Genomic DNA, 23,448 nt, shown 5'->3' with positions numbered 1-23,448 from the left:
ACTGCGGGCCGTCAGTGGCCTCTCGCGCCCGCGCAGCGGTAGCCGCTCATCGAACAGAGCTCCGCGCCCCTGACGGGGCGCTGCCATCGACGTCCGTTCACCTGCCCGGGTTCGTCACCGATGACGTAACGCACGCGACGACCGTGGACGCGCCTCGCCGGGGCGCGGCAGCCCCTCGGGCGGCAGCCTCGCGCCAGGCGGGCGTACCGGTCGACGGTCGTCACGGTGAGAGTCATCGGGATCAGCCTACCGGGTGATCAGCCCCGCCCGTGCCGCAGCGCGGGATGTTCACCCGCGGCGACCAGGTCGGCGACGGCGGTCCTGGGGTCGCGCCCGGTGACCAGGGACTCGCCGACCAGGACCGCGTCGGCGCCGGCGTTGGCGTATGCGATCAGGTCGTGCGGGCCACGGACACCGGACTCGGCGACCTTGACGACGTGGTCCGGGATCTCCGGCGCGACCCGCTCGAACGTGCCGCGGTCGACCTCCAGCGTCTTCAGGTTGCGCGCGTTGACGCCGATGACCTTGGCGCCCGCGTCCACGGCCCGCTCCACCTCGTCCTCGTCGTGCACCTCGACGAGCGGGGTGAGCCCGATCGACACCGCGCGCTCGATCAGCGACTCCAGGGCCGGCTGGTCCAGGGCGGCCACGATCAGCAGCGCGAGGTCGGCGCCGTACGCCCGGGCCTCCCACAGCTGGTACGACGTGACGATGAAGTCCTTGCGGAGCACCGGGATGTCCACGCGCGCGCGGACCGCCTCCAGGTCGGCGAGCGAGCCGCCGAAGCGGCGCTGTTCGGTGAGGACCGAGATGACGGCCGCACCGCCCGCCTCGTAGTCCGCGGCCAGCCCGGCCGGGTCGGCGATCGCGGCCAGCGCGCCCTTGGAGGGGCTCGAGCGCTTGACCTCGCAGATCACCTTGACGCCGTCGCCCTTGAGCGCGGCCACCCCGTCCTTGGCGGCGGGAGCCTTGGCCGCGCGCTCCTTGAGCTCGTCGAGGCTGACGCGTGCCTGCCGCTCCGCGAGGTCGGCACGGACTCCGTCGATGATCTCGTCGAGCACACTCACGCGAGCGGCCCCCTTTCAGACGGTGGTTCCTTCAGGTTTTGAAAACCCGTGGTCACTGCGATGGTATCCGCAGGAGCGCGGACCCCTCGCATCCGGTGGACGCCGGTCCCATCAGCTGGACGTTCCCGGGTTGTGGTCAAGGATGCAGCCAGCCTCCCGACGGCAGGTTCCGGACGACCGTGAACACCAGCAGCAACGCGCCGATCGCCCACAGGTGCGCCGGCCGCGGTTCCAGCCGCACCGGCCGACCGCGTACGGCGTGCACCACCCATACGGTCCACAGCGCCGCGAAGCCCAGGTAGGCGGCCACGCCGAGCGCGTTGTCCCGCAGCGCGGTGAGCAGGTCACCGTGGACGAAGGCGTGCGCGCTGCGCAGTCCGCCGCAGCCGGGGCAGTACAGGCCGGTGAGCCGGTACAGCGGGCAGACGGGGTAGTGACCGGGTTCGTTCGGGTCGACGGCGCCCACGTACGCGAAGGCCCCGGCCACGGCCACGAACAGCCCTGCGGGGACGGCGAGCCGCCGCCACGCCGGGCCCGGTGGCACGGCCGGGTACGGGGTGGTCGGCGCGACCGGGTACGGGGCGGTGGGCGCGACCGTGCTGCTCTCGGCGTTCACATGAACATTGTCCCCGGCAGGGCGGCAGCACGCGCGCCGGTCCGCCGGGTGGGGTCCCCAAGAACACGAGGGGCGGCCCGGCACTCTGTCCGAGTACCGGGCCGCCCCTTGGGAAGCGGTGTGTGCGCTCAGCTCTCCGCGCCGGCCGGCTCACCGGTCGTGAGGGGGGCGCCGACCATCTTCAGGGGCTTCGGGGTGTTGCCGAGACCCATGGCGCGCATGATGCCGCCGACCACCGCGCCGCCGAGGATGAGCGCCATGCCGGCCCAGAAGCCGACCGGCTGGCCCATCACCATGAAGGCGCCCGCGACCAGGAAACCGATGAAGGAAATGATGACACCGGTCCAGGCGGCCGGGGTGTGACCGTGGCCGTGGCTGCTGCCCGCCATGTCTGTGCTCCTCGTTGCTGTGTACGTGTCCCAGAAGAGCGGCGTACGTGTCGTACGGCTCCGAGCCCGACCGTCACTGTTCGAGCCGGACGCTCTTCGTCCATTGTCCCGTACCCGAGCGTGTGCCGGACGTGGGGGTGGCGTCTGTTTCGCCACACCCGCGGCGAGCGTCAGGCGCCCGTCGGGTCCTCGCCCCGGTCCAGCGCCTTCCACATCTCCTCGGGCCGTTCCGGGTCGACCGGGCGGGCCGTGCGGCGCGGACGGTCGGTGCCGCGCTCGTAGCGGCCGGACATGGCGGGCCACCGGCTGCCGTAGCGCAGCGCCAGCAGACCGGCCAGCAGGATCAGCAGGCCGCCCGCGGCCGCGACGTAGGGCCACCCGGTGTGGCTGAGCGCGGCCACGGTGGCGGAGGTGTCGCCGCTGGCCTGGGCGGCCTTGTCGTCCAGCGCGGAGGTGTCGGAGGCGGCCACGAGCGCGGCGGCCACGATGCCGGCGCCGGAGAGGGCGAGCAGTCCGGCGACGACCAGGCGGCCCGCCCGCCGGACGGCGAAGACGGCGACGAGCGCGGCGAGGCCCACTATGGCGAGGGCCGCGGGGACGCCCGTGACGTCGCTGCCCTTGACGGTGAGCGGGAACGCGCCGCCGGCCACCGTCGCGGTGCCCTCCGCCCAGCGCTGCCGGGTCGCGAGCAGCGCCACGGCCGCGCCGAGCGCACCGCACAGGAGGGCCACGGCGAGGCTCCGCCGGCCGGACCGGGCGGAGCCGGCGGCTTCGGTACGGGGGTCAGGTACGGCAGTCACGTACACCACTATCGCCTGAACCCCGGGCGAACCGACACCCGGGTCCGTCAACCCATCGGTGTCCCAGATCTTGGGCATGACGCGCCCAGGAACGGCACATGAATTCGCCAGGAAGGGCAAAGCAACGTTCGTGCTTCAACATCCATCTTGTTGACGCGGCCCCGACATCCGTACGTTCTGCGCGACCTCGGCGCGACACCCCGCGCCGTGGTGGCACCGCGCACCCCCCACAGCCCTTCCCGGTTCACCCATTTCGTGGAGGACGTACGTTGCGCAGAACCACTTCCCTCACCGCCGTGGCCACGCTCGCCACGGCCGCTCTCGCCCTGGCCGCCCCGGTCGGCCAGGCGGCACAGGCCACCACCTCGTCCCACGGCGTCAGCGTCGCGCACGCCTGCGCCGCCCCGACGAAGAAGGGCGAGATGGCCTGTAACGCCCTCAAGGTCACCTCGGGCACCCCGAAGTCGGCGCACGCCGAGAGCGACCTGACGGCGGCCGCCGCACCCTCCGGCTACGGCCCCGCCTCGCTGCAGGCGGCGTACAACCTGCCCTCCGCCGGCGGCGGTTCGGGCCAGACGGTGGCGATCGTCGACGCCTACGACGACCCGAACGCCGAGTCCGACCTCGCCGTCTACCGCTCCCAGTACGGCCTGTCCGCCTGCACCACCGCCAATGGCTGCTTCAAGAAGGTGGACCAGAACGGCGGCACCAAGTACCCGCGCGGCAACTCCGGCTGGGCCGAGGAGATCTCCCTCGACCTCGACATGGTCAGCGCGGCCTGCCCGAACTGCAAGATCATGCTGGTGGAGGCCAGCTCGGCGAGCATGACCAACCTGGGCACGAGCGTGAACACCGCGGTCAGGCTGGGCGCGAAGTTCGTCTCCAACAGCTACGGCGGCTCCGAGTCCTCCAGCGACGCGACCTACGACTCCAGCTACTTCAACCACCCGGGCGTCGCCATCACCGTCTCCTCCGGTGACAACGGCTACGGCGTCGAGTACCCGGCGGCGTCCAAGTACGTGACGGCGGTGGGCGGTACGTCCCTGAAGACGGCCTCCAACTCCCGGGGCTGGACGGACACGGTGTGGAGCGGGGCGGGCTCCGGCTGCTCCGCGTACGACGCCAAGCCCAGCTGGCAGACGGACTCCGGCTGCGCGAACCGTACGGTCGCGGACGTCTCGGCGGTCGCCGACCCCAACACCGGTGTCGCGGTGTACGACACCTACCAGCAGGGCTCCGGCTGGATGGTCTTCGGCGGCACCAGCGCCTCCTCCCCGCTGATCGCGGCGACCTACGCGCTGGCCGGCACCCCGTCCGCCGGCTCCTACCCGGCGTCCTTCCCGTACGCCCACACCTCGGCGCTGAACGACGTCACCAGCGGCTCCAACGGCAGCTGCGGCGGCTCGTACCTGTGCACCGGCGCCACCGGGTACGACGGGCCGACGGGGCTCGGCACCCCGAACGGCACCGCCGCGTTCACCGGCTGAACTCTGCTATGAGTTGAGCCTGTTGGCCGTGTGCACCGCGCGGAGGACCGCCGCCGCCTTGTTGCGGCACTCCTGGTCCTCCGCCACCGGGTCGGAGTCGGCGACGATGCCGGCTCCGGCCTGCACGTATGCCGTGCCGTCCCGCAGCAGGGCGGTGCGGATGGCGATCGCGGTGTCGGAGTCGCCCGCGAAGTCCAGATAGCCGACGCAGCCGCCGTACAGGCCGCGGCGGGACGGCTCCAGTTCGTCGATGATCTGCATCGCGCGGGGCTTGGGGGCGCCGGAGAGGGTGCCCGCCGGGAAGCAGGCGGTCAGGACGTCGAAGGCGGTGCGGCCCTCGGCCACCTTGCCGGTGACGGTCGAGACGATGTGCATCACGTGCGAGTAGCGCTCGATCGACATGAAGTCGACCACCTCGACCGAGCCGGGCTCGCAGACCCGGCCGAGGTCGTTGCGGCCGAGGTCGACGAGCATCAGGTGCTCGGCACGCTCCTTGGGGTCGGCCATCAGCTCCTCGGCGAGGGCCTGGTCCTCCTGCGGGGTGGTCCCGCGTGGCCGGGTGCCGGCGATGGGGTGGACCATCGCCCGCCCGTCCTCGACCTTCACCAGGGCCTCGGGGGACGAGCCGACGACGTCGAAGCCGTCGAAGCGGAACAGGTACATGTACGGGGACGGGTTCGTGGCCCGCAGCACCCGGTAGACGTCCAGCGCGCTCGCCGTGCACGGGGTCTCGAAGCGCTGGGAGGGCACGACCTGGAAGGCCTCGCCCGCGCGGATGCGCTCCTTGATGTCCTCCACGGCCACCTGGAAGTCCGGGCCGCCCCACAGCGCGGTGTACTCGGGCAGTTCGGACGGCGGCAGCACGGCCGGCGGCTGGGCGACCGCTCGCGTGAGGTCGGCCTCCATGGCGTCGAGCCGGGCCACCGCGTCGGCGTAGGCCTCGTCCACGCCGGTGTCGAGGTCGTTGTGGTTGATCGCGTTGGCGATCAGCAGGACCGAGCCCTCCCAGTGGTCCATGACGGCGAGGTCGCTGGTCAGGAGCATGGTCAGCTCGGGCAGCCGCAGGTCGTCGCGCTCGCCGGGGCCGATCTTCTCCAGACGGCGGACGATGTCGTAGCCCAGATAGCCGACCATGCCGCCGGTGAAGGGCGGCAGGCCGTCCTCGTGCGGGGTGTGCAGGGCCTGGATCGTGGCGCGCAGGGCCGCCAGGGGGTCGCCGTCGACGGGGACACCGACCGGCGGGGTGCCGAGCCAGTGGGCCTGTCCGTCGCGTTCCGTGAGCGTCCCGGCGGAGCGGACGCCGACGAAGGAGTAGCGGGACCAGGAGCGGCCGTTCTCCGCGGACTCCAGCAGGAAGGTGCCGGGGCGCTCGGCGGCCAGTTTGCGGTACAGCGCGACCGGGGTGTCGCCGTCGGCGAGGAGCTTGCGGGTCACCGGGATGACGCGCCGGTCGGTGGCGAGCTTGCGGAAGGTCTCGAGGTCCATGGCGGCCGACCTTACTGATCAGATGCCGGAGCGGCGGAATCGGCGTCGGTGTCGGCGTCCTTCAGCAGCACGTCCTCGTCGAAGCAGGTGCGTGCGCCGGTGTGGCAGGCCGCGCCCACCTGGTCGACCTTGACCAGGACGGTGTCGGCGTCGCAGTCCAGCGCGACCGACTTCACCCACTGGACGTGGCCCGAGGTGTCGCCCTTGACCCAGTACTCCCGGCGGCTGCGCGACCAGTACGTGCAGCGGCCGGTGGTCAGCGTGCGGTGCAGCGCCTCGTCGTCCATCCAGCCGAGCATGAGCACCTCACCGGTGTCGTACTGCTGGGCGATGGCGGGCAGGAGACCGTCCGCGCTGCGCTTGAGGCGGGCGGCGATCTCCGGGTCGAGGCTGCTGGGGGGAACACTGTGGCGCGAAGCGCCTCGTTGAGGGGCCGTGGTCGGGCGACGGGCGGGAGTCCCGGTCGTACTGGTCATGGGTGCCATTGTGCCGCGCGGGTACGACAACGCCGGTGCCGTGTCCACTGCGCGGACTGAGCGGCTGGTCGTAGGCTGATCCCATGTCGACCTTCGCCAAGCGTGAACGGCTTCTGCTCGCCGACCTCTTGGAAACCGTCGGTCCGGACGCCGACACCCTCTGCGAGGGCTGGCGGACCCGGGACCTGGCCGCGCATGTCATCGTGCGCGAGCGCCGCCCGGACGCGGCCGGGGGCACGCTGATCAAGCAGCTCGCGCCGCGCCTGGAGAAGGTGATGGCCGAGTACGCCGCGAAGCCGTACGAGGAGCTGATCCAGCTGATCCGTACCGGCCCGCCGCGGTTCTCCCCGTTCCAGCTCAAGCAGGTCGACGAGGCGGCCAACATCGTCGAGTTCTACGTCCACACCGAGGACGTCCGCCGCGCGCAGCCGGACTGGACCCCGCGCGAGCTGGACTCCGTCTTCCAGGACGCCCTGTGGTCCCGGCTGGAGCGCACGGCGCGCCTGGTGGCCCGGGGTGTGCCGACGGGTCTGGTGCTGCGCCGCCCGGACGGCCAGACGGCGGTGGCGCACCGGGGCGCACCGGTGGTGACGGTGACCGGCGAGCCGTCGGAGCTGCTGATGTTCGCCTTCGGCCGGCAGAACACGGCCGAGGTGGAGGTCGAGGGCGAGGCGGACGCGATCACCAAGCTGAACGAGTCGAGGCAACTGGGTATCTGAGCCCGCGAACGGGCAGCCGAGAGCGGCCGCCCGGCGACCAGGGCCGGGCGCCCGGCCGGACCCGTGCATCCGCAGGAGCAGAAGCCGGTGCCGGCGGCGGTGTTCGTGGACACCTCCGGCCATCTGGTACAGCTGGTCCGGCCGAAGGAGTGTCCCGTGCTCAGCCCGGGAGTTCCGCGCGGCGCAGGGACGGTACGACGAGGGCGACGACCCCGCCGAGACCGCAGACGCCGGCACTGACGGCGTAGACCGGCCCGAGTCCGAAGGCGCCGGTCGCGGCGGCCGCGAGCGGCATGCTGAGCGGGGCCAGGCCGAGGCTGACCAAGCTGGAGACGGCCGTGACCCGCCCCAGGTAGGCGGGGTCGGCCTGGGTCTGCAGCAGGGCCCCGCACAGGGCGCCGCTGAGCCCGGCGAGCAGGCCCACGAGCAGGGCCACACCGACGGCGGCGACGAGTGCGGGCACAAAGGCGAGAGCGCCGATGGCCACGGCCCCCGCGACACACGCCGCCCCGGTGACGAGCCCCGCACGCGGCACCCGCCCCCGGACCGTCAGCAGCAGCGAGGCGGCTGCGGCCCCGACCCCGAACCCGGCCAGCACCCAGCCCATGCCGGAGGCACCCCAGCCTCGCCGCTCGGCCAGCAGGGTCAGACCGACGTTCAGGGGGCCGACGAAACCGAGGTCGCCGAGGGCGATGGCCAGCATCAGCGGGGCGAGGACGCGGTGGCGGCGGATGTAGCGCAGACCGGCGCGGAGGTCGTTCCAGGCGGTTCCCGCCACCTCCGGCGTGTCGTCCTTCGGCAGCTCCCGTACCCGCACCGAGAGCAGCAGCGGCACCGAGACGGCGATGAGCAGACCGGCGAGGGCGAACGCGGCCGCGGCACCACCGACGGCCACGCCGAGCCCGCCGAGCGGGGCGCCGACCACGCCGGCGAACCGGATCGCGAGGCCGCGCATCCCCTGGACCCGGGCGAGCTGGCCCTTCTCGGTGAGACGGGCCGGCAGGGCGCCCACGGCGGGCATGAACACGGCGTCGACCGTGCCGAAGACCAGCGCCAGCAGGGCGAGCGGCCACAGCCCCGGGCTGGTCAGGAACAGCAGTGCCGCCACGGCGAGGACGGCCGCACAGCGCACGGCGTCGCTGCAGATGACGACCCGGCGCGGCCCGAACCGGTCGGCGAGCACTCCGCCGCCGAGCATCAGCACGGCCCGGGGCAGCGCGCTCGCGGACATCACGAGACCGGCCTGCGCGGGCGTTCCGGCCTGTACGGCGGCCCAGGACAGGGCGAGGTAGTACACGCTGTCGCCGAGCATCGAGGAGGTGTAGGCGGCGAGCCAGCGCCGGACGTCGGGGTCGCGGTGGGCCTGCGGCGCGGTCGCCGGCGGTGGGAGCGTGGCGGTCACGGGAGGGGCCTCTCAGCCGCGGAACGGGAAGCCGTACAGGTAGAGGGCGACGTGCTCGCGTCCCCCGGTCTCGCCCGCGGCCTCGGCGGCCTGACCCCGCTCGTCGTACCTGCGCAGGACCGCTTCCAGTTCGTCCTTCAGCGCGGTGAGTTCCGCCGGCGTCAGCCGCAGCCACGACTCCGTGTCCACGGACGCGGTGTTCCACTCGGGCCCCCAGGTGGGGCGTTCGTCCAGGTAGCGGCGGTACTGATCGGCCCGCTGGTCGTGGAAGAGACGCGTGGCCGCGAGGTGTGCGGCGGCCTTTCCCGGCTCACCCCGGAAGTCCTCGTCCCGGATGCTCACCCCGTCCGACGCCGGCTGCCACCAGCGCTCCCGCCCGTCCGCCGTCTGCGGCCGGGCCTCCTCGATCAGCCCGTGGTCGGCGAGTTTGCGCAGGTGGTAGCTGACCAGCGACACCGCCTCGTCCACGTGCTCGGCCAACTGGGAGGCGGTGGCCACCCGCTCCATGCACAGCAGCCGGTACAGGTTGGCGCGCAGCGGGTGCGCAAGGGCCTTGAGGGTGCCCACGTCCGTGATCCGGCGGTTCTCTTTGCTCGGCATGCGCTCACCGTAGATACGAAAGAAAAGTTGCACAACAGATTTTGCGCAACTTCTCTTTCGTGTCTGCCCAAGCTCAGCGCGGCGTCAGCGCACGGGATGCCCCGCCTCCCGCAGCGCCCGCTTCACCTCGCCGATACGCAGGTCGCCGAAGTGGAAGACGGAGGCCGCCAGGACCGCGTCGGCGCCGGCGGCGATCGCCGGCGGGAAGTCGGCCAGCTTGCCCGCGCCGCCCGAGGCGATCACCGGGACGGTCACGTGCTTGCGGACCGCCGCGATCATCTCCAGGTCGTAGCCGTCCTTGGTGCCGTCCGCGTCCATGGAGTTGAGGAGGATCTCGCCCGCGCCCAGCTCGGCCGCCCGGTGGGCCCACTCGACGGCGTCGATGCCGGTGCCGCGCCGGCCGCCGTGCGTGGTGACCTCGAAGGAGCCCGACTCGGTGCGGCGGGCGTCCACCGACAGCACCAGCACCTGTCGGCCGAAGCGCTCGGCGATCTCGCGGATCAGCTCGGGCCGGGCGATCGCCGCGGTGTTCACGCCCACCTTGTCGGCGCCCGCCCGCAACAGCTTGTCCACGTCCTCGGCCGTACGGACGCCGCCGCCGACCGTGAGCGGGATGAACACCTGCTCCGCGGTGCGCCGCACCACGTCGTACGTCGTCTCCCGGTTGCCCGAGGACGCGGTGATGTCCAGGAACGTCAGCTCGTCGGCGCCCTCGGTGTCGTACACCTTGGCCATCTCGACCGGGTCGCCCGCGTCGCGCAGGTTCTGGAAGTTGACGCCCTTGACGACCCGGCCGTTGTCCACGTCCAGGCAGGGGATGACTCGGACCGCCAGGGTCATGACTGCTCAGGCTCCTCTGAATGCTTCAAGTTCTACTTCCACCAGGATGCGCGGATCGACGAACCCCTCCACGACCAGCAGGGTCGAGACCGGGCGTACGGAGTCGAAGATCTCCTTGTGTGCCCGGCCAACGGCGTCCACGTCCCGCACATGGGTCAGGTACATCCGCGTCCGGATCACGGACCCGATGCCGAGCCCGAACTCGGCGATCGCCTCGATGGCGCTGGTGAAGGCCACCTTGGCCTGTTCGTACGGGTCGCCCTCGCCGTACAGCACATCGCCCCGGAAAGACGTCGTGCCCGCCACCAGCACCCGGTCCCCCGCCGCGACGGCACGTGCGAAACCGAAACTCTCTTCCCAGGGACTTCCGCTCTGCACGCGCCGCACGGCTTCGGACGTCATGACGACACAGCCTCCAAGGCCTCTTCCAGGGTGAACGCCTTCGCGTACAGGGCCTTCCCCACGATGGAGCCCTCGACACCGAGGGGTACCAGCTCGGCGATGGCCCGCAGGTCGTCCAGGGACGACACGCCGCCGGACGCCACGACCGGGCGGTCCGTCGCCGCGCACACGTTCTTCAGCAGCTGGAGGTTCGGGCCCTGGAGAGTGCCGTCCTTGGCGATGTCGGTGACGACGTAGCGGGCGCAGCCCTCCTTGTCGAGGCGCTCCAGCGTCTCGTAGAGGTCGCCGCCGTCGCGGGTCCAGCCACGGCCGCGCAGGGTGGTGCCGCGCACGTCCAGGCCGACGGCGATCTTGTCGCCGTGCTCGGCGATCACCTTGGCGACCCACTCGGGGGTCTCCAGGGCGGCCGTGCCGAGGTTCACGCGGGTGCAGCCGGTGGCCAGGGCGGCCGCCAGCGAGGCGTCGTCGCGGATGCCGCCGGACAGCTCCACCTTGATGTCCATCGCCTTGGTGACTTCGGCGATCAGCTCACGGTTGTCACCGGTGCCGAAGGCCGCGTCCAGGTCGACCAGGTGCAGCCACTCGGCGCCGGACCGCTGCCAGGCGAGGGCGGCCTCCAGCGGGGAGCCGTAGGACGTCTCGGTCCCGGACTCGCCGTGCACGAGGCGGACGGCCTGGCCGTCGCGGACGTCGACGGCGGGGAGGAGTTCGAGCTTGGCCATGGTCTACAGGGTTCCGATCCAGTTGGTGAGGAGCTGGGCGCCGGCGTCGCCGGACTTCTCGGGGTGGAACTGCGTGGCCCACAGGGCACCGTTCTCCACGGCGGCCACGAACGGCTTGCCGTGCGTCGACCAGGTCACCTTGGGGGCCGCGATCAGCGGGTTGTGCGACTCCAGCTGCCAGTCGTGGACGGCGTAGGAGTGCACGAAGTAGAAGCGGGCGTCGGCGTCGAGGCCGGCGAACAGCTCCGAGTCGGCGGGCGCCTCGACGGTGTTCCAGCCCATGTGCGGCACGACGTCGGCCTGGAGCGGTGCGACCGTGCCGGGCCACTCGTCCAGGCCCTCGGCCTCCACGCCGTGCTCGATGCCGCGCGCGAACAGGATCTGCATGCCGACGCAGATGCCCATCACGGGCCGGCCTCCGGACAGCCGGCGGTCCACCACCCAGTCACCGCGGGCGGCGCGCAGGCCCTGCATGCAGGCGGCGAAGGCACCCACGCCCGGCACGAGCAGCCCGTCGGCGTTCATCGCCCTGTCGAAGTCGCGCGTGATCTCGACATCGGCGCCCACGCGCGCGAGGGCACGCTCGGCGGACCGGACGTTGCCGAAGCCGTAGTCGAAGACCACGACCTTCTTGCTGCCACTGCTCAATTCCACACCCCCAGCCGCATGACGCCCGCGACCAGGCACATGGCCGCGCCGATCGAGAGCAGCACGATGAGGCTCGTCGGCATCTTCTGCTTGACGAAGGAGATGATGCCGCCGGCCAGGAAGAGACCGACGACGATCAGGAGGGTCGACAGACCGTTCATGGGTTTACAGCGCGCCCTTCGTGGAGGGGAGGATGCCGGCCGCGCGCGGGTCGCGCTCGGAGGCGTAACGCAGCGCCCGGGCCAGCGCCTTGAACTGGCACTCCACAATGTGGTGCGCGTTGCGCCCGTACGGCACGTGCACGTGCAGCGCGATCTGCGCCTGGGCGACGAAGGACTCCAGGATGTGCCGGGTCATCGTGGTGTCGTACTCGCCGATCATCGGCGCCATGTTCTCGGGCTCGGTGTGCACGAGGTACGGGCGGCCGGACAGGTCCACGGTCACCTGGGCGAGCGACTCGTCCAGCGGCACGGTGCAGTTGCCGAAGCGGTAGATCCCCACCTTGTCGCCGAGCGCCTGCTTGAAGGCGGCGCCGAGGGCGAGGGCGGTGTCCTCGATGGTGTGGTGGGAGTCGATGTGCAGGTCGCCGTCGGTCTTCACGGTCAGGTCGAACAGACCGTGCCGGCCGAGCTGGTCGAGCATGTGGTCGTAGAAGCCGACGCCGGTGGCGATGTCGGTTCTGCCGGTGCCGTCGAGGTCGATCTCGACCAGGACGGAGGTCTCCTTGGTCGTACGCTCCACGCGTCCTACGCGGCTCATGCTCACAGCTCCTTCTTCAAATCCCGTACCGCGTCGAGGAACGCGTCGTTCTCCTCCGGGGTGCCGGCGGACACCCGCAGCCACCCCGGCACGCCGTTGTCCCGGACCAGGACGCCCCGGTCGAGGATCTTCTGCCAGGCCTCGTGGGCGTTGGCGAACCGCCCGAACTGCACGAAGTTCGCGTCGGACTCGGTGACCTCGTAGCCGATCGCACGCAGCTCGGCGACCAGCCGGTCCCGCTCCGCCTTCAGCTGCTCGACGTACCCCAGCAGGGTGTCGGTGTGCTCCAGCGCGGCCAGGGCGGTCGCCTGGGTGATCGCCGACAGGTGGTACGGCAGCCGGACGAGCTGGACGGCGTCCACGACCGCCGGGTCGGCGGCGAGATAGCCGAGGCGCAGGCCCGCCGCGCCGAACGCCTTGGACATCGTGCGGGAGACGACCAGGTTCGGCCGGTCCTCAAGCAGCGGCAGCAGCGAGGCGCCGTGGCTGAACTCGATGTACGCCTCGTCCACGACCACCATCGACGGCTTGGCCGCCTGCGCCGCCTCGTACAGCGCGAGGACCGTCCGAGGCGGGACCGCGTTGCCGGTGGGGTTGTTGGGGGTGGTGATGAAGACGACGTCCGGCTTGTGCTCGGCGATCGCCTCGACGGCAGCCGCGACGTCGATCGTGAAGTCCTCGTTGCGCGGACCGGAGATCCAGCCCGTGCCGGTGCCGCGCGCGATGAGCGCGTGCATCGAGTACGACGGCTCGAAGCCGATGGCCGTACGGCCCGGCCCGCCGAAGGTCTGCAGCAGCTGCTGGATGACCTCGTTGGAGCCGTTGGCGGCCCACACGTTCTCGATGCCGAGCGGGTACTTGCCCGTCTTCGTCAGGTACTTGGCCAGTTCGGTGCGCAGCTGGACCGCGTCCCGGTCCGGGTAGCGGTTCAGGTCGCGGGCGGCCTCGCGCACCCGCTCCGCGATCCGCTCGACCAGCGGCTCGGGCAGCGGGTAGGGGTTCTCGTTGGTGTTCAGCCGTACGGGGACGTCCAACTGGGGCGCGCCGTAAGGGGACTTGCCGCGCAGCTCGTCCCGTACGGGGAGATCGTCGATGCCGGTCACTTGCTCTCGGGTACCTTCCAGCCGAACCTCGCCTTGATCGCGGCGCCGTGCGCCGGCAGGTCCTCCGCCTCCGCCAGCGTCACCACGTGATGGGCGACCTCGGCGAGCGCGTCCTGCGTGTAGTCCACGATGTGGATACCGCGCAGGAAGGACTGGACGGACAGGCCCGAGGAGTGGCAGGCGCAGCCGCCGGTGGGCAGGACGTGGTTGGACCCGGCCGCGTAGTCGCCGAGCGAGACCGGCGCCCAGGGGCCGATGAAGATCGCGCCCGCGTTCTTGACCCGGTCGGCCACCGCGGCCGCGTCGGCGGTCTGGATCTCCAGGTGCTCGGCGCCGTAGGCGTCGACCACGCGCAGACCCTCCTCGATGCCGTCGACCAGCACGATCGCGGACTGCCGGCCCCTGAGCGCGGGCACGATCCGGTCCTCCACGTGCTTGGTGGCGGCGACCTGCGGCTCCAGCTCCTTCTCCACCGCCTCCGCCAGCTCGACGGAGTCGGTGACCAGGACGGCGGCGGCGAGCGGGTCGTGTTCGGCCTGGCTGATCAGGTCCGAGGCCACGTGCACCGGGTCGGCCGTGTCGTCCGCGAGGACGGCGATCTCGGTGGGGCCGGCCTCGGCGTCGATGCCGATCCTGCCGGTGAAGAAGCGCTTGGCGGCGGCGACCCAGATGTTGCCGGGGCCGGTGACCATGTTGGCCGGCCGGCAGGACTCGGTGCCGTACGCGAACATCGCGACGGCGGTGGCACCGCCGGCCGCGTAGACCTCGTCCACGCCGAGCAGCGCGCAGGCGGCGAGGATCGTCGGGTGCGGGAGCCCGCCGAAGTCGGCCTGCGGCGGGGAGGCGAGCGCGATCGACCCGACCCCGGCCTCCTGGGCGGGTACGGCGTTCATGATCACGGAGGACGGGTACACGGACCGGCCGCCCGGCGCGTACAGCCCGACCCGCTCGACCGGCACCCACTTCTCGGTGACCGAGCCGCCGGGCACCACCTGGGTGGTGTGCGTGCTGCGGCGCTGCTCGCGGTGGACCAGGCGGGCGCGGCGGATGGACTCCTCCAGCGCGGCGCGCACGGCCGGGTCGAGGGCCTTGAGGGCATCGGTGAGCGCCCGGGCCGGGACACGGACGGATTCCAGCCGTACTCCGTCGAACTTCTCGGCGAAGTCGATCAGCGCCGCGTCGCCACGATGATGCACGGCCTCGCAGATCGGGCGCACCTTCTCCAGGGCGGCCGATACGTCGAAGTCGGCTCGGGGCAGCAGGTCGCGCAGGGCGAGGCCCTCGGGAAGGGCGTCGCCGCGCAGATCGATTCGGGAAATCACAGTCCCAATTCTCTCAGACCGCCGTCACGAGCCGTGGGCGCGTATCAATGGCTGATACAGAACGTGGCGGAACTCGGAAGATCTTCTTCACCTCTAGTGTTCCGGCAGTCACTGAGCGGGCATGAACGGCTGTACGAAAGCACTGGACCGGGAGAGGACAAAGGTGACCGAGGGGGCCGGCATCGTCGCCGGGGACCTGCCGGACGAGCTGACCGCGGCCGAGGCGGGCATGTGGCAGGCTTTCCGCAACGGCAGCGTGTACGACCTGGGCTGCGGGGACGCCGTGGTGGACGATCCGCACGGCGGACACCCCTGGGGTCCGGAGCGCACGGTGCGGGCGCGGATCGTGGCCTGGCTGCTGCTTGACGGCCCGCCGGCGCTCGCGGGCCGGGTGTCCTCGCTGAAGCTGACCGGCGTGCGGATCGCCGGCACGCTGGACCTCTCGGGCGGCACCGTACGGCCGTACGTCGAGCTGCGCGGCTGCCGCTTCGACGAGGAGGTCCTGCTGCCGGAGGCCCGGTTCACGACGTTGCGCATGGTGGACTGCGCGGTGCCCCGGCTGGAGGCGGCCCGGGTGCACACCGAGGGCGACCTGCACCTGCCGCGCTGCCGGTTCCAGAACGGGGCCCGGCTGACGGACGCGCGCATCGGCACCGATCTGATGCTCAACGAGGCGGTGGCGTACCGGGACCGCAGCGGGCGGTCGATCTCGGCGGACGGCATGACCGTCGGCCAGGACCTGCAGGCGGAGATGCTGCAGTCGCACGGCGAGCTGCGGCTGCGCGGCGCCAAGGTCGGCGTGTCGCTCAGCCTGCGCGGCGCGAACCTGGACAACCCCTACTCCCGCTACGCCCTGAACGCACCCCAGCTGACCGTCGAGCGCACCCTGTACCTGACCCCGGCCGGCGTGGGCAGCCCGCTGCTGAGCGGCACGACACCGGCGCGCGGGACGCGGATCCAGCGCTTCGAGTGCCGGGGTGGGATACGGCTGGACGACGGACGGTTCGGGGACGCCGTCGACTTCGAACGGGCCTGGTTCACCCTCACCGACGACCAGGAGCTGTCGCTGCGCCGGGTGCACGCCTCGGAGCTGCGCTTCCTCGGGGACGGGCCGCAGCGCGGCAAGGTGGTGCTGTCCGGCGCGCGGATCGTCAGCCTGGTGGACCGGGCGGCGAGCTGGCCGGGCCCCGGCAGTCTGCACATGGGCGGGTTCGTCTACGAGAACCTCGTCCCGCGCGGTCCGTTCCCGCTGACCGGCCGGCTGGACTGGGTGGCGGCGGCCACCGCCGAGTACGCCCCGGAGCCGTACGAGCGGCTGGCGGCCGTGCTGCGGGGCGCAGGGGAGGACGAGGACGCGCGGGAGGTGCTGCTCGCCAAGCAGCGCCGGCGCCGCGAGACGCTGCCGCCGGCCGCGAAGGTCTGGGGATACGTCCAGGACTGGACGGTCGCCTACGGTTACCGGCCCGGCCGGGCCGCGGTGTGGATGGCGGTGCTGTGGGCGGCGGGCACGCTGGCGTTCACCCATGCGGACCATCCGCCGATGAACCATGACACCCACCCGTACTGGAGCCCGGCCCTGTTCACCCTGGACCTGTTGCTGCCGGTGATCGACCTGGGCCAGGTCGGCCAGTGGCAGCTGCGCGGCGGCTGGCAGTGGCTGGCGGCGGTGATGATCCTGCTCGGCTGGATCCTGGCCACGACGGTGGCGGCGGGGGCGACCCGACTGCTGCGGCGGAGCTGACGCGGACGGGAGACGAACCGGACCGGGACGAAACCGACCGGGACCACGCGGATCCGGACGACCCGAACAAAAGTTGAACAGTCACCTTTTACCGGTCCTTGACCCTGGACCGTACAACTTTCCGCGACTTCCCCACACCCTCTGGCGCTGCGCCGACCTGCGGTCTTTCAATGGTCGGCACCATGGTTGCGCTTCCCTCGTTCATCCGCCCGACCCGGATGACCAAACGCTCCGCGCGCCCGGCCGGCCGACAGCCGGCCGGGGACGAGGTCGTGCTCGACGCGCCCGACGACCGGCTCTCGCCCGCGCTGGTCGGGGCCGGCCGGGGCGAGTACCGGGCCGCCGCCGACCTGCTCGCGACCACCCGCGCCGGCGCCGAGTGGGAGAACCACGACCGGTACGCCCGGCGCCTGGCCGCCTTCGCCCGCTCGCGCCCGGAGTGGTTCGAGGCCTGGCGCGCGAACGCCTCCGAGGACCCCGGCGCGCTGCTGGTCGGGGCCCAGCTGGCGGTGAACCGCGCCTGGCCCTCGCCGGCCCGCGCCGAGCTGCTGCGCGAGGTCAGCCCGCTGATCACCGCCGCCGCCCGTGCCGACGACCGCGACCCGGTGCCCTGGCGGATCGCGCTGGACCACGCGCGCGGCTCGCGCGCCGGGCACCGGTACTTCGAGGAGCTGTGGGAGGCGGCGGTGCGGCGCGCCCCGCACCACTACGGCTGCCATGTGGCCGCCCTGCGCTACCTGGCCACCTTCCGGCGCGGTTCCCACGGCGCCTGCTTCGACTTCGCCGAGCGGGCCGCCCAGGACGCCCCGGCCGACTCGCCCCTCCAGGCGCTGCCGGCCCGGGCCGCCTTCGGCTACCTGACCGACGGCCACGGCCCCGAGCTGGCACGCGCCCGTCTGCACACGGCCGCCGACCGCGCGATCGCGCTCTCCGCGCGCTTCCCGGCGACCGACCCGTGGCCCGCCGAGATCCGCAACAAGCTCCTGTACGTCCTGATGCGCCTGGACCGCTGGGAGGACGCACGCGACCAGCTGCGCCTGATCGGGCCGTATGCCACGTCCTTCCCCTGGGAGCGGTTCTCCGAGGATCCGCTCGGGCACTTCCTGCGGCTGCGCGAGCACCTGCTGACGGCGGCTTCCCCGCCCGCCCCGGCCGGGCTGATCCCGGTCTCCCCCGACCGCGTCGGCGAACACGGCGGACACGCCGGTGCCGGTGACCACTAGGCTGGTGCGTCGTGACCACCGTCCGTCTCCCGCTCTTCCCGCTGAACACGGTGCTGTTCCCGGGGCTCGTGCTGCCGCTGAACGTCTTCGAGGAGCGCTATCGCGCGATGATGCGCGAATTGCTCAAGACACCGGAGGACGAGCCGCGCCGGTTCGCCGTCGTGGCCATCCGCGACGGCTACGAGGTGGCGCCGAGCGCCCCCGGCATGCCGGATCCCACGGCACAGCCCGACCGGGGACCGGCCGCGGGCTTCGGCCCCGACCCCCTCAAGGCCTTCCAGCAGGTGGGCTGTGTGGCGGACGCGGCGACCATCCGGGAGCGGGCCGACGGCACGTTCGAGGTGCTGGCGACGGGCACGACCCGGGTACGGCTGCTCTCCGTCGACGCGTCGGGCCCGTTCCTGACGGCGGAGCTGGAGGAACTGCCGGAGGAGCCGGGCGACGAGGCGGGCGCGCTGGCCGAGGGGGTGCTGCGCTCCTTCCGCCAGTACCAGAAGCGGCTGGCGGGCGCCCGCGAGCGCTCGCTGTCGACGGGCGCGGAGCTGCCCGACGACCCGTCGGTGGTCTCCTACCTGGTGGCGGCGGCAATGGTGCACGACACGCCTACCAAGCAGCGGCTTCTCCAAGCCCCCGACACCGCGTCCCGGCTCCGTGACGAGCTGAAACTCCTTCGCGCCGAGACGGCCATCATCCGTAGTCTTCCGTCGCTGCCCGCGTTCGAGCTGACGCGGGCGCCGACGAGCCTGAACTGAGGAAAGACGGCCGATGGCGAAGAAGCCGAAGAAGCAGCACGGAATCGAAGGGGCGCGCGAAGCGCATTCGAACAGGGATGGTGGCGGGCGACGGGCGGGCCGCACCCCCGCTACGGTCGCCCTGTCCTCGGCCGGCGTGGCCTTCACGGTGCACTCCTACGACCACGACCCCTCCCATCCCTCCTACGGCGAGGAGGCGGCGGAGGCGATGGGCGTGTCCCCCGACCGCGTCTTCAAGACCCTGGTGGCCGACGTCGACGGCACCCTGACCGTGGCGGTGGTCCCGGTGTCCGGCTCCCTGGACCTGAAGGCCCTCGCCGCGGCGGTGGGCGGCAAGCGGGCGACGATGGCCGACCCGACGCTCGCCGAGCGGACGACGGGGTACGTGCGGGGCGGCATCTCGCCCCTCGGCCAGCGCAAGAGGCTGGCGACGGTCCTGGACGACTCGGCCGAGGCCCACGAGACGATCTGCGTGTCGGCGGGCCGTCGGGGCCTCGAGGTGGAACTGGCTCCGACGGACCTGGCCAAGCTGACGGGAGCGGTGCTGGCGCCCGTCGGGCGGGGCTGAAGCGACACGGGGCCCGGGGCCCGGCCCCGGGCTACGCCTGCGGGTACGGCATCTCGGGGTCGCGGGGCCCGAACAGCGCCGTGAGCCCGAGGTGGACCAGCAGCGCACCCAGCGGCCAAGCCAGCAACGCCCCCTTGGCTCCCAGCTTCAGCGGCGCCGAGAAGGTGATCCCCTTCCCCGCCTGCTTGGCGTGCGCCAGCACGTCGGACGTGGGCCCGAGCCACATCCCCAGCCGCCACGCCACCACCGACCCGAGCAGCGCCCCGAGTCCGAGTGCCACCACGAGCGGCACGCCCCCGCGCCGCCGCAGCAGAAAGACGGCCACCGCGCTGACGAGCCCGAACCCCAGGCCCAGCAGGGCGAACGTGCCGTCCACCCCCACCGCCTGCTCACCCTCGCTGTCCTTGAGGTACACGACCCAGCTCTTGTCGGCCACGTCGCCGACCAGCGGTACATGCGGCGCGAGCCACCACCACAGCAGCCCCAGCAGCACCCCGGCCAACGCCATGGCCACCGTTATCACGGCGGCGTCCCGCAGTTCGGTCTTCATCCCGGGGCCGTCCTGTTCGTACCCGCCCGAGCCCGGCGCCCCGACAGGCGGCGGCGCCTGCCGGACGTCGTGTGCGGAGTTCTCGTGCGGTGGTGGAGTCAGCGGTGCGGTCACCCTGACATCGTGCCAGGTCGCGCTGTGGGCCGCGTCACCGGACGGCGGCCCTGCGGTACGCCCGGGCCGCCACGGCCAGCGAGACGACTCCGACACCCGCGCACACCCCCAGGTCGACCAGGACGACGGCCCAGTCCGGATGGGCCCCGAAGGTGCGGGCGTACGCCTCCACGCCGTACGTCGACGGCAGCAGATCGCGTGCCAGCCGTACGATCTCCGGCATCCGGTCGGCCGGCAGCACACCCAGCAGCAGCGCCGCCGACATGCCCAGCTGCCCGAGCAGCGTGGCCAGCTCGGGCCGCGGGGCGAGCAGCCCGCAGGCTGCGCCGAGCCCGGCCAGCGCGGCCCCGGCGAGCGGGATCACGGCCAGCAGGATCCACAGATTGCCCAGTGGCAGGCCGAACAGCACGCACCCGAAGACGGCGGTCACCAGCGTCCCCGGCACGGTGAAGGAGGCGTACGCCGCCGCCGCGCCCAGCACCACGGCCGCGGGCGGCACCGGCAGCGTGGCGTAGTGGTCGAGCCCGCCGCTCGCCCGCAGCTGCCCGAAGTACTGCGACAGCAGATTCAGCGCCACATACGCGACGACCAGCACCGACGACCCCGCCACCACGGACTGGGCCTCACTGCCGCTGTCGACGACACCCCGCATCATCACGGCGATGCCGACGGACTGGAAGGTGGCCACGAACAGCAGCGGGATCCGCGCCACCCGGGCCCGGGACAGCTGCGCCCGGTAGACGGCCGCCAGCGACGGCCACAGCCGCACGGCCGGCCCGAGCTCGGCCGCGCCCCGTGCCGTCTCCGGCACGGCCTGGGCACCGCCCGGCAGGACCTCCGCGGGTACGACACTCACGTCGAGCTGCTCCTCTTCCCTGCGGCAGTCGCGCAGACCGGCGTACAGACCCATACGCACCGTACGTCCGCGGCGCTCACGCCTTCACCAACCCCTGCCGGGCCGCACCACCGAGGGCCAGGTAGACGTCCTCCAGGCTGGGCGTGGCGAGCGTGAAGTCGTCCAGCGCGGCGAAGGCGGCACCGCCGGTCACGGTGGCGACGGCGGCGCGGGCCTCCTCGGGCGCGAGCCGCAGCGTCCAGCGCCGGCCGGACTCCACGGCGCGCTCGCGCAGCGCGGCGACCTCGGGCACCTGAAGCGGCGCCCGGTCCCGCCACACCAGCTCGACCCGCACCTCCCCGGCGACCCGTTCCTTCAGCCCGGCCGGGGTGTCACAGGCGATCACCCGGCCCTGGTCGATGACGGCGACCCGGTCCAGCACGGTCTCGGCCTCGATGACGTTGTGGGTGACCAGCAGCACGGTCGTACCGTGCTCGGCGCGCCGCCGGTCCACGGCCGCCCAGACCGCGCGCCGGGCCACCGGGTCCATGCCGGTGGTCGGCTCGTCCAGCACGAGCAGCGGCCGCTCACCGACCAGTGCGGCGGCGAAGCAGGCGAGCCGCCGCTGCCCGCCGGACAGCTTCTTCAGCGCCCGCCCGGCGATCGGCGTGAGCCCCAGCTCCTCCAGCACGGCGTCCCGCTCGGCCCGGGCCCGCCTCACGTCCAGGCCGCGCAGGCGTCCGGTGGTCTCGGCGGCGAGGGAGACGGTCAGCTCGTCCAGCGCGGAGGACTCCTGCCCCAGGTAGGCGAGGAGGCGCGCGGCCCGCTCCGGGTGCCTGACGATGTCGTGCCCGAGGATCTCGACGCTGCCGGTGTCCGGCCGCAGCAGCCCGGTGAGCTGCCGTACGAGCGTGGACTTGCCGGCGCCGTTCGGCCCGAGCAGCCCGAAGACCTCGCCGCGCCGCACGTCCAGTTCGACCCCGTCGGTGGCCCGCACCTCGGGGGTGCCGGGCGCACCGCGCCGTCCCTTCACCGCCGGATAGGTCTTGTTGAGCCCGCGCACGCGTACGACCTCGTCATACCGAGGTGCCTGTGCCGCGCGCGTACTCACAAGGGACGAGAGTACGGGGTCGTGGCCCTTTACTCGCCTTTGGGGGCACTTCTGTACTCGGCAGGTAAGAACTGCCCGCCGTCACTCCCCCGTGGCGCTCTCCGCCGCCGCCGGCACGTCGATCTCCCGCCAGAACCCCGCCCGAATGGCGTAGCGGTCGTGCTCGTCGATCTGGTCGTCCTTGTGGGCGAGCAGCCCGAACCGCGCGGCGTAGCGCAGCAGCTCTCCGTCGATGCGGTGCGGGATGCGCGGATACAGCTGGGAGAGCTTCTGCAGCTGGCCCGGGTCGCCGAGCCGGGACATCCAGCGGCGGGCGAAGACCTGCCCCACCTCGTAGGGGTCGCCGCCGACGGTGGTGATGTCCTCCTCGCGGTCGGCCCACCGCTGCTCCGCCGTGGTGAGCTGGGCGAGCGTCGGCATGGAGGCGACCTCGGGCGGTTCGGCGACCACGCCCGGCCGGTCCACCCAGCCCTTGTCGGAGGACCAGCGCAGGGTCGCCGTCGCCGGCTGCTGGGCGGACTGGGCGCCGGGGGCGCGCAGTGCGGCGAGGTCCTTGGGAGTGGGGACGCCCTTGTGCCCGCCGGCCCGCTCCTGGGTGCCGTTCTCCGTCACCGCCGCGGCCGGCTGGGGCGCGCTCTGTTCGGCCGGCCGCTCGGCCGCCGCCGCGAGCGCGGACTCGGGCAGCGGGGCGGAGAGGATCGCGGCGATCTCGGGCCGGGGTGCGGGCGGCGGGGCGCAGACGCCGGTCAGTTCCTTGGCGCGGACGGCCTGGGTGATCCAGGCACGGTCCAGCACGCGCCGCTCGTCGGCCTCGGCGACCAGGTCCTCCGACTGGTTGTAGTCGCCGTCGGCGGCCTGTACGGCCCACAGGTGGACGGCGACGCCGTGCTCCTTGGCGGCCATCATGCCGGGCAGCAGATCGCCGTCGCCGGTGACGAGGACGACGTCGGAGCAGGCCCGGTTGCGGGCCAGTTCGGTCAGCTCGGCGTGCATGGCGGCGTCCACACCCTTCTGCGCCCAGCGTCCGTCGCTGCGGGTGAGGGCGCCGAGCCGGACGGTGACGCGGGGCATCACGCGCAGGCGACGATGCTCCGGTTGGGGGACACGGTCGGGGGCGCCGTCGAACCAGTAGATGCGCAGGAGCGGGCGCTCGGTCTCCGACTCGGCACGTACCCGCAAGGCCTGGATCAGCGCGGTGTGGTCGACGGTGATCCGGGACCGTGAGGGCTCACCGGCGAGGAGGCTGGCGGCGGCTCCCAGCAGGTACCCGGCGTCCACCAGGACGATGCAGCGGTCCACGCGACTCACCCTCTTCCCGGGAGGTTTTGCTTCGGACTTCCTTCGAGTCTGCCCGACGGCGCGGGGGTTAACGGCCCGAACTCGATCTTCGGCGTGGCGTTTGCGGATCCCGTCGGCCCACCGACCCTGTCACGCACGGTAATTATCCGACATGCGATTGATGTCAGCGTATGTGAATCTGGTCCCGGCCCTGGCCCCTAGATCCCCCACAGGAGGCAGATCACCATGGCCAAGAACAAGAACCGCAAGCAGGCCGGCCCGCAGAACCGCGCGTCGCACGCCGAGCAGAGCCAGGAGCACGCGCAGCGGCAGACGGAGGCGCACGAGTCGCCGGTGTCGCACATCCAGGGCAGCCCAGCGGATGTTGCCGGCAAGAAGCGGAAGAGCTTCGGCCACAACTAACGGGCAGTTGAAGCCC

General features: G+C 72.4%; 28 protein-coding genes. 7 read left to right on the top strand and 21 right to left on the bottom strand.

The window, feature by feature from the left end:
* Nucleotides 1-11 precede the first annotated feature (11 nt).
* From trpM to ACWGJ5_RS23400, 5 genes are all read right to left on the bottom strand, one after another.
* Nucleotides 12-236 carry a tryptophan biosynthesis modulator TrpM gene (gene trpM, locus ACWGJ5_RS23420; protein WP_453311619.1) on the bottom strand — a complete coding sequence of 75 codons (225 nt, stop codon included), beginning with the start codon at nucleotides 234-236 and terminating at the stop codon, nucleotides 12-14.
* Nucleotides 237-257: 21 nt separating this feature from the next.
* Nucleotides 258-1,067: an indole-3-glycerol phosphate synthase TrpC gene (gene trpC, locus ACWGJ5_RS23415; protein ID WP_453311618.1), complete on the bottom strand. Its 810-nt coding sequence runs from the start codon at nucleotides 1,065-1,067 to the stop codon at nucleotides 258-260.
* Between the two features lie 136 nt (nucleotides 1,068-1,203).
* Nucleotides 1,204-1,611, bottom strand: a complete 408-nt coding sequence (locus tag ACWGJ5_RS23410) for a DUF2752 domain-containing protein (RefSeq protein ID WP_453311700.1) — start codon at nucleotides 1,609-1,611, stop codon at nucleotides 1,204-1,206.
* Nucleotides 1,612-1,811: 200 nt separating this feature from the next.
* Nucleotides 1,812-2,072, bottom strand: coding sequence for an HGxxPAAW family protein (locus ACWGJ5_RS23405; protein WP_351618557.1), 261 nt, complete (start codon nucleotides 2,070-2,072; stop codon nucleotides 1,812-1,814).
* A gap of 170 nt (nucleotides 2,073-2,242) precedes the next feature.
* Entirely contained in the window at nucleotides 2,243-2,881 is a 639-nt protein-coding gene (locus ACWGJ5_RS23400) for a TIGR02234 family membrane protein (RefSeq protein ID WP_453311699.1), read from the bottom strand.
* A 260-nt stretch (nucleotides 2,882-3,141) separates the two neighbouring features.
* Between ACWGJ5_RS23400 and ACWGJ5_RS23395 the strand changes: the two genes are divergently transcribed.
* Complete coding sequence (locus ACWGJ5_RS23395) at nucleotides 3,142-4,359, top strand: S53 family peptidase (protein WP_453311617.1); 1,218 nt, start codon at nucleotides 3,142-3,144, stop codon at nucleotides 4,357-4,359.
* Between the two features lie 6 nt (nucleotides 4,360-4,365).
* Here ACWGJ5_RS23395 and ACWGJ5_RS23390 read toward each other — a convergent pair whose 3' ends face one another.
* Both ACWGJ5_RS23390 and hisI read right to left on the bottom strand, forming a co-directional pair.
* Nucleotides 4,366-5,844, bottom strand: coding sequence for an anthranilate synthase component I (locus ACWGJ5_RS23390; RefSeq protein WP_453311616.1), 1,479 nt, complete (start codon nucleotides 5,842-5,844; stop codon nucleotides 4,366-4,368).
* Nucleotides 5,845-5,855: 11 nt separating this feature from the next.
* Nucleotides 5,856-6,320: a phosphoribosyl-AMP cyclohydrolase gene (gene hisI, locus ACWGJ5_RS23385; RefSeq protein WP_453311615.1), complete on the bottom strand. Its 465-nt coding sequence runs from the start codon at nucleotides 6,318-6,320 to the stop codon at nucleotides 5,856-5,858.
* 83 nt (nucleotides 6,321-6,403) lie between these two features.
* Between hisI and ACWGJ5_RS23380 the strand changes: the two genes are divergently transcribed.
* Entirely contained in the window at nucleotides 6,404-7,039 is a 636-nt protein-coding gene (locus ACWGJ5_RS23380) for a TIGR03085 family metal-binding protein (protein WP_453311614.1), read from the top strand.
* A gap of 160 nt (nucleotides 7,040-7,199) precedes the next feature.
* Here the strand turns inward: ACWGJ5_RS23380 and ACWGJ5_RS23375 are convergent, their stop codons facing one another.
* From ACWGJ5_RS23375 to hisD, 10 genes are all read right to left on the bottom strand, one after another.
* Nucleotides 7,200-8,441 (bottom strand): MFS transporter, encoded by a 1,242-nt coding sequence (locus ACWGJ5_RS23375; RefSeq protein ID WP_453311613.1) that lies wholly within the window; start codon nucleotides 8,439-8,441, stop codon nucleotides 7,200-7,202.
* Nucleotides 8,442-8,453: 12 nt separating this feature from the next.
* Entirely contained in the window at nucleotides 8,454-9,041 is a 588-nt protein-coding gene (locus tag ACWGJ5_RS23370; RefSeq protein WP_453311612.1) for an ArsR/SmtB family transcription factor, read from the bottom strand.
* Between the two features lie 84 nt (nucleotides 9,042-9,125).
* Complete coding sequence (hisF, locus tag ACWGJ5_RS23365; protein ID WP_453311611.1) at nucleotides 9,126-9,881, bottom strand: imidazole glycerol phosphate synthase subunit HisF; 756 nt, start codon at nucleotides 9,879-9,881, stop codon at nucleotides 9,126-9,128.
* 6 nt (nucleotides 9,882-9,887) lie between these two features.
* Entirely contained in the window at nucleotides 9,888-10,283 is a 396-nt protein-coding gene (locus ACWGJ5_RS23360; RefSeq protein ID WP_365716670.1) for a RidA family protein, read from the bottom strand.
* Nucleotides 10,280-11,005, bottom strand: a complete 726-nt coding sequence (priA, locus tag ACWGJ5_RS23355) for a bifunctional 1-(5-phosphoribosyl)-5-((5-phosphoribosylamino)methylideneamino)imidazole-4-carboxamide isomerase/phosphoribosylanthranilate isomerase PriA (protein WP_453311610.1) — start codon at nucleotides 11,003-11,005, stop codon at nucleotides 10,280-10,282. Before priA ends, ACWGJ5_RS23360 begins: the two co-directional genes overlap by 4 nt.
* 3 nt (nucleotides 11,006-11,008) lie before the next feature.
* Nucleotides 11,009-11,659 carry an imidazole glycerol phosphate synthase subunit HisH gene (hisH, locus tag ACWGJ5_RS23350; protein WP_453311609.1) on the bottom strand — a complete coding sequence of 217 codons (651 nt, stop codon included), beginning with the start codon at nucleotides 11,657-11,659 and terminating at the stop codon, nucleotides 11,009-11,011.
* Entirely contained in the window at nucleotides 11,650-11,814 is a 165-nt protein-coding gene (locus ACWGJ5_RS23345; RefSeq protein ID WP_228622673.1) for a hypothetical protein, read from the bottom strand. Before ACWGJ5_RS23345 ends, hisH begins: the two co-directional genes overlap by 10 nt.
* Before the next feature lie 4 nt (nucleotides 11,815-11,818).
* On the bottom strand, nucleotides 11,819-12,412 hold the full coding sequence (gene hisB, locus ACWGJ5_RS23340) for an imidazoleglycerol-phosphate dehydratase HisB (protein WP_030783530.1): 594 nt from the start codon (nucleotides 12,410-12,412) through the stop codon (nucleotides 11,819-11,821).
* Between the two features lie 2 nt (nucleotides 12,413-12,414).
* Nucleotides 12,415-13,515: a histidinol-phosphate transaminase gene (locus ACWGJ5_RS23335; RefSeq protein WP_453311608.1), complete on the bottom strand. Its 1,101-nt coding sequence runs from the start codon at nucleotides 13,513-13,515 to the stop codon at nucleotides 12,415-12,417.
* A complete protein-coding gene (gene hisD, locus ACWGJ5_RS23330; RefSeq protein ID WP_228622677.1) occupies nucleotides 13,512-14,837 on the bottom strand; it encodes a histidinol dehydrogenase in 1,326 nt (441 codons plus the stop codon). Before hisD ends, ACWGJ5_RS23335 begins: the two co-directional genes overlap by 4 nt.
* A gap of 163 nt (nucleotides 14,838-15,000) precedes the next feature.
* On the opposite strand from hisD, the gene ACWGJ5_RS23325 reads away from it, so the two are divergent.
* The 4 genes from ACWGJ5_RS23325 (at nucleotide 15,001) to ybaK (ending at nucleotide 19,121) form a co-directional block, all read left to right on the top strand.
* Nucleotides 15,001-16,578, top strand: coding sequence for an oxidoreductase (locus ACWGJ5_RS23325; protein ID WP_453311607.1), 1,578 nt, complete (start codon nucleotides 15,001-15,003; stop codon nucleotides 16,576-16,578).
* A 170-nt stretch (nucleotides 16,579-16,748) separates the two neighbouring features.
* Complete coding sequence (locus ACWGJ5_RS23320; RefSeq protein WP_453311606.1) at nucleotides 16,749-17,801, top strand: hypothetical protein; 1,053 nt, start codon at nucleotides 16,749-16,751, stop codon at nucleotides 17,799-17,801.
* 11 nt (nucleotides 17,802-17,812) lie between these two features.
* Nucleotides 17,813-18,553, top strand: coding sequence for an LON peptidase substrate-binding domain-containing protein (locus ACWGJ5_RS23315; RefSeq protein ID WP_453311605.1), 741 nt, complete (start codon nucleotides 17,813-17,815; stop codon nucleotides 18,551-18,553).
* A 13-nt stretch (nucleotides 18,554-18,566) separates the two neighbouring features.
* On the top strand, nucleotides 18,567-19,121 hold the full coding sequence (ybaK, locus tag ACWGJ5_RS23310; protein ID WP_453311604.1) for a Cys-tRNA(Pro) deacylase: 555 nt from the start codon (nucleotides 18,567-18,569) through the stop codon (nucleotides 19,119-19,121).
* Nucleotides 19,122-19,152: 31 nt separating this feature from the next.
* On the opposite strand, the gene ACWGJ5_RS23305 is transcribed toward ybaK, so the two are convergent.
* From ACWGJ5_RS23305 to ACWGJ5_RS23290, 4 genes are all read right to left on the bottom strand, one after another.
* Nucleotides 19,153-19,785, bottom strand: coding sequence for an AAA family ATPase (locus ACWGJ5_RS23305; RefSeq protein WP_453311603.1), 633 nt, complete (start codon nucleotides 19,783-19,785; stop codon nucleotides 19,153-19,155).
* A 34-nt stretch (nucleotides 19,786-19,819) separates the two neighbouring features.
* The gene (locus tag ACWGJ5_RS23300) at nucleotides 19,820-20,641 is read right to left on the bottom strand and encodes an ABC transporter permease (protein ID WP_453311698.1); all 822 of its coding nucleotides are present in this window, start codon (nucleotides 20,639-20,641) and stop codon (nucleotides 19,820-19,822) included.
* A gap of 76 nt (nucleotides 20,642-20,717) precedes the next feature.
* Nucleotides 20,718-21,731, bottom strand: a complete 1,014-nt coding sequence (locus tag ACWGJ5_RS23295) for an ABC transporter ATP-binding protein (protein WP_453311602.1) — start codon at nucleotides 21,729-21,731, stop codon at nucleotides 20,718-20,720.
* 81 nt (nucleotides 21,732-21,812) lie between these two features.
* On the bottom strand, nucleotides 21,813-23,030 hold the full coding sequence (locus ACWGJ5_RS23290) for an NYN domain-containing protein (RefSeq protein ID WP_453311601.1): 1,218 nt from the start codon (nucleotides 23,028-23,030) through the stop codon (nucleotides 21,813-21,815).
* A 225-nt stretch (nucleotides 23,031-23,255) separates the two neighbouring features.
* Here ACWGJ5_RS23290 and ACWGJ5_RS23285 point away from each other — a divergent pair, with 225 nt between their 5' ends.
* The gene (locus ACWGJ5_RS23285; protein WP_228622693.1) at nucleotides 23,256-23,432 is read left to right on the top strand and encodes a hypothetical protein; all 177 of its coding nucleotides are present in this window, start codon (nucleotides 23,256-23,258) and stop codon (nucleotides 23,430-23,432) included.
* The last annotated feature ends 16 nt before the right edge of the window (nucleotides 23,433-23,448 follow it).

The sequence above is a fragment of the Streptomyces sp. NPDC054783 genome (genome assembly GCF_053611725.1).
Note: the sequence above shows the minus strand (reverse complement) of the source record. Positions and strands in the feature narration are given on the sequence as shown.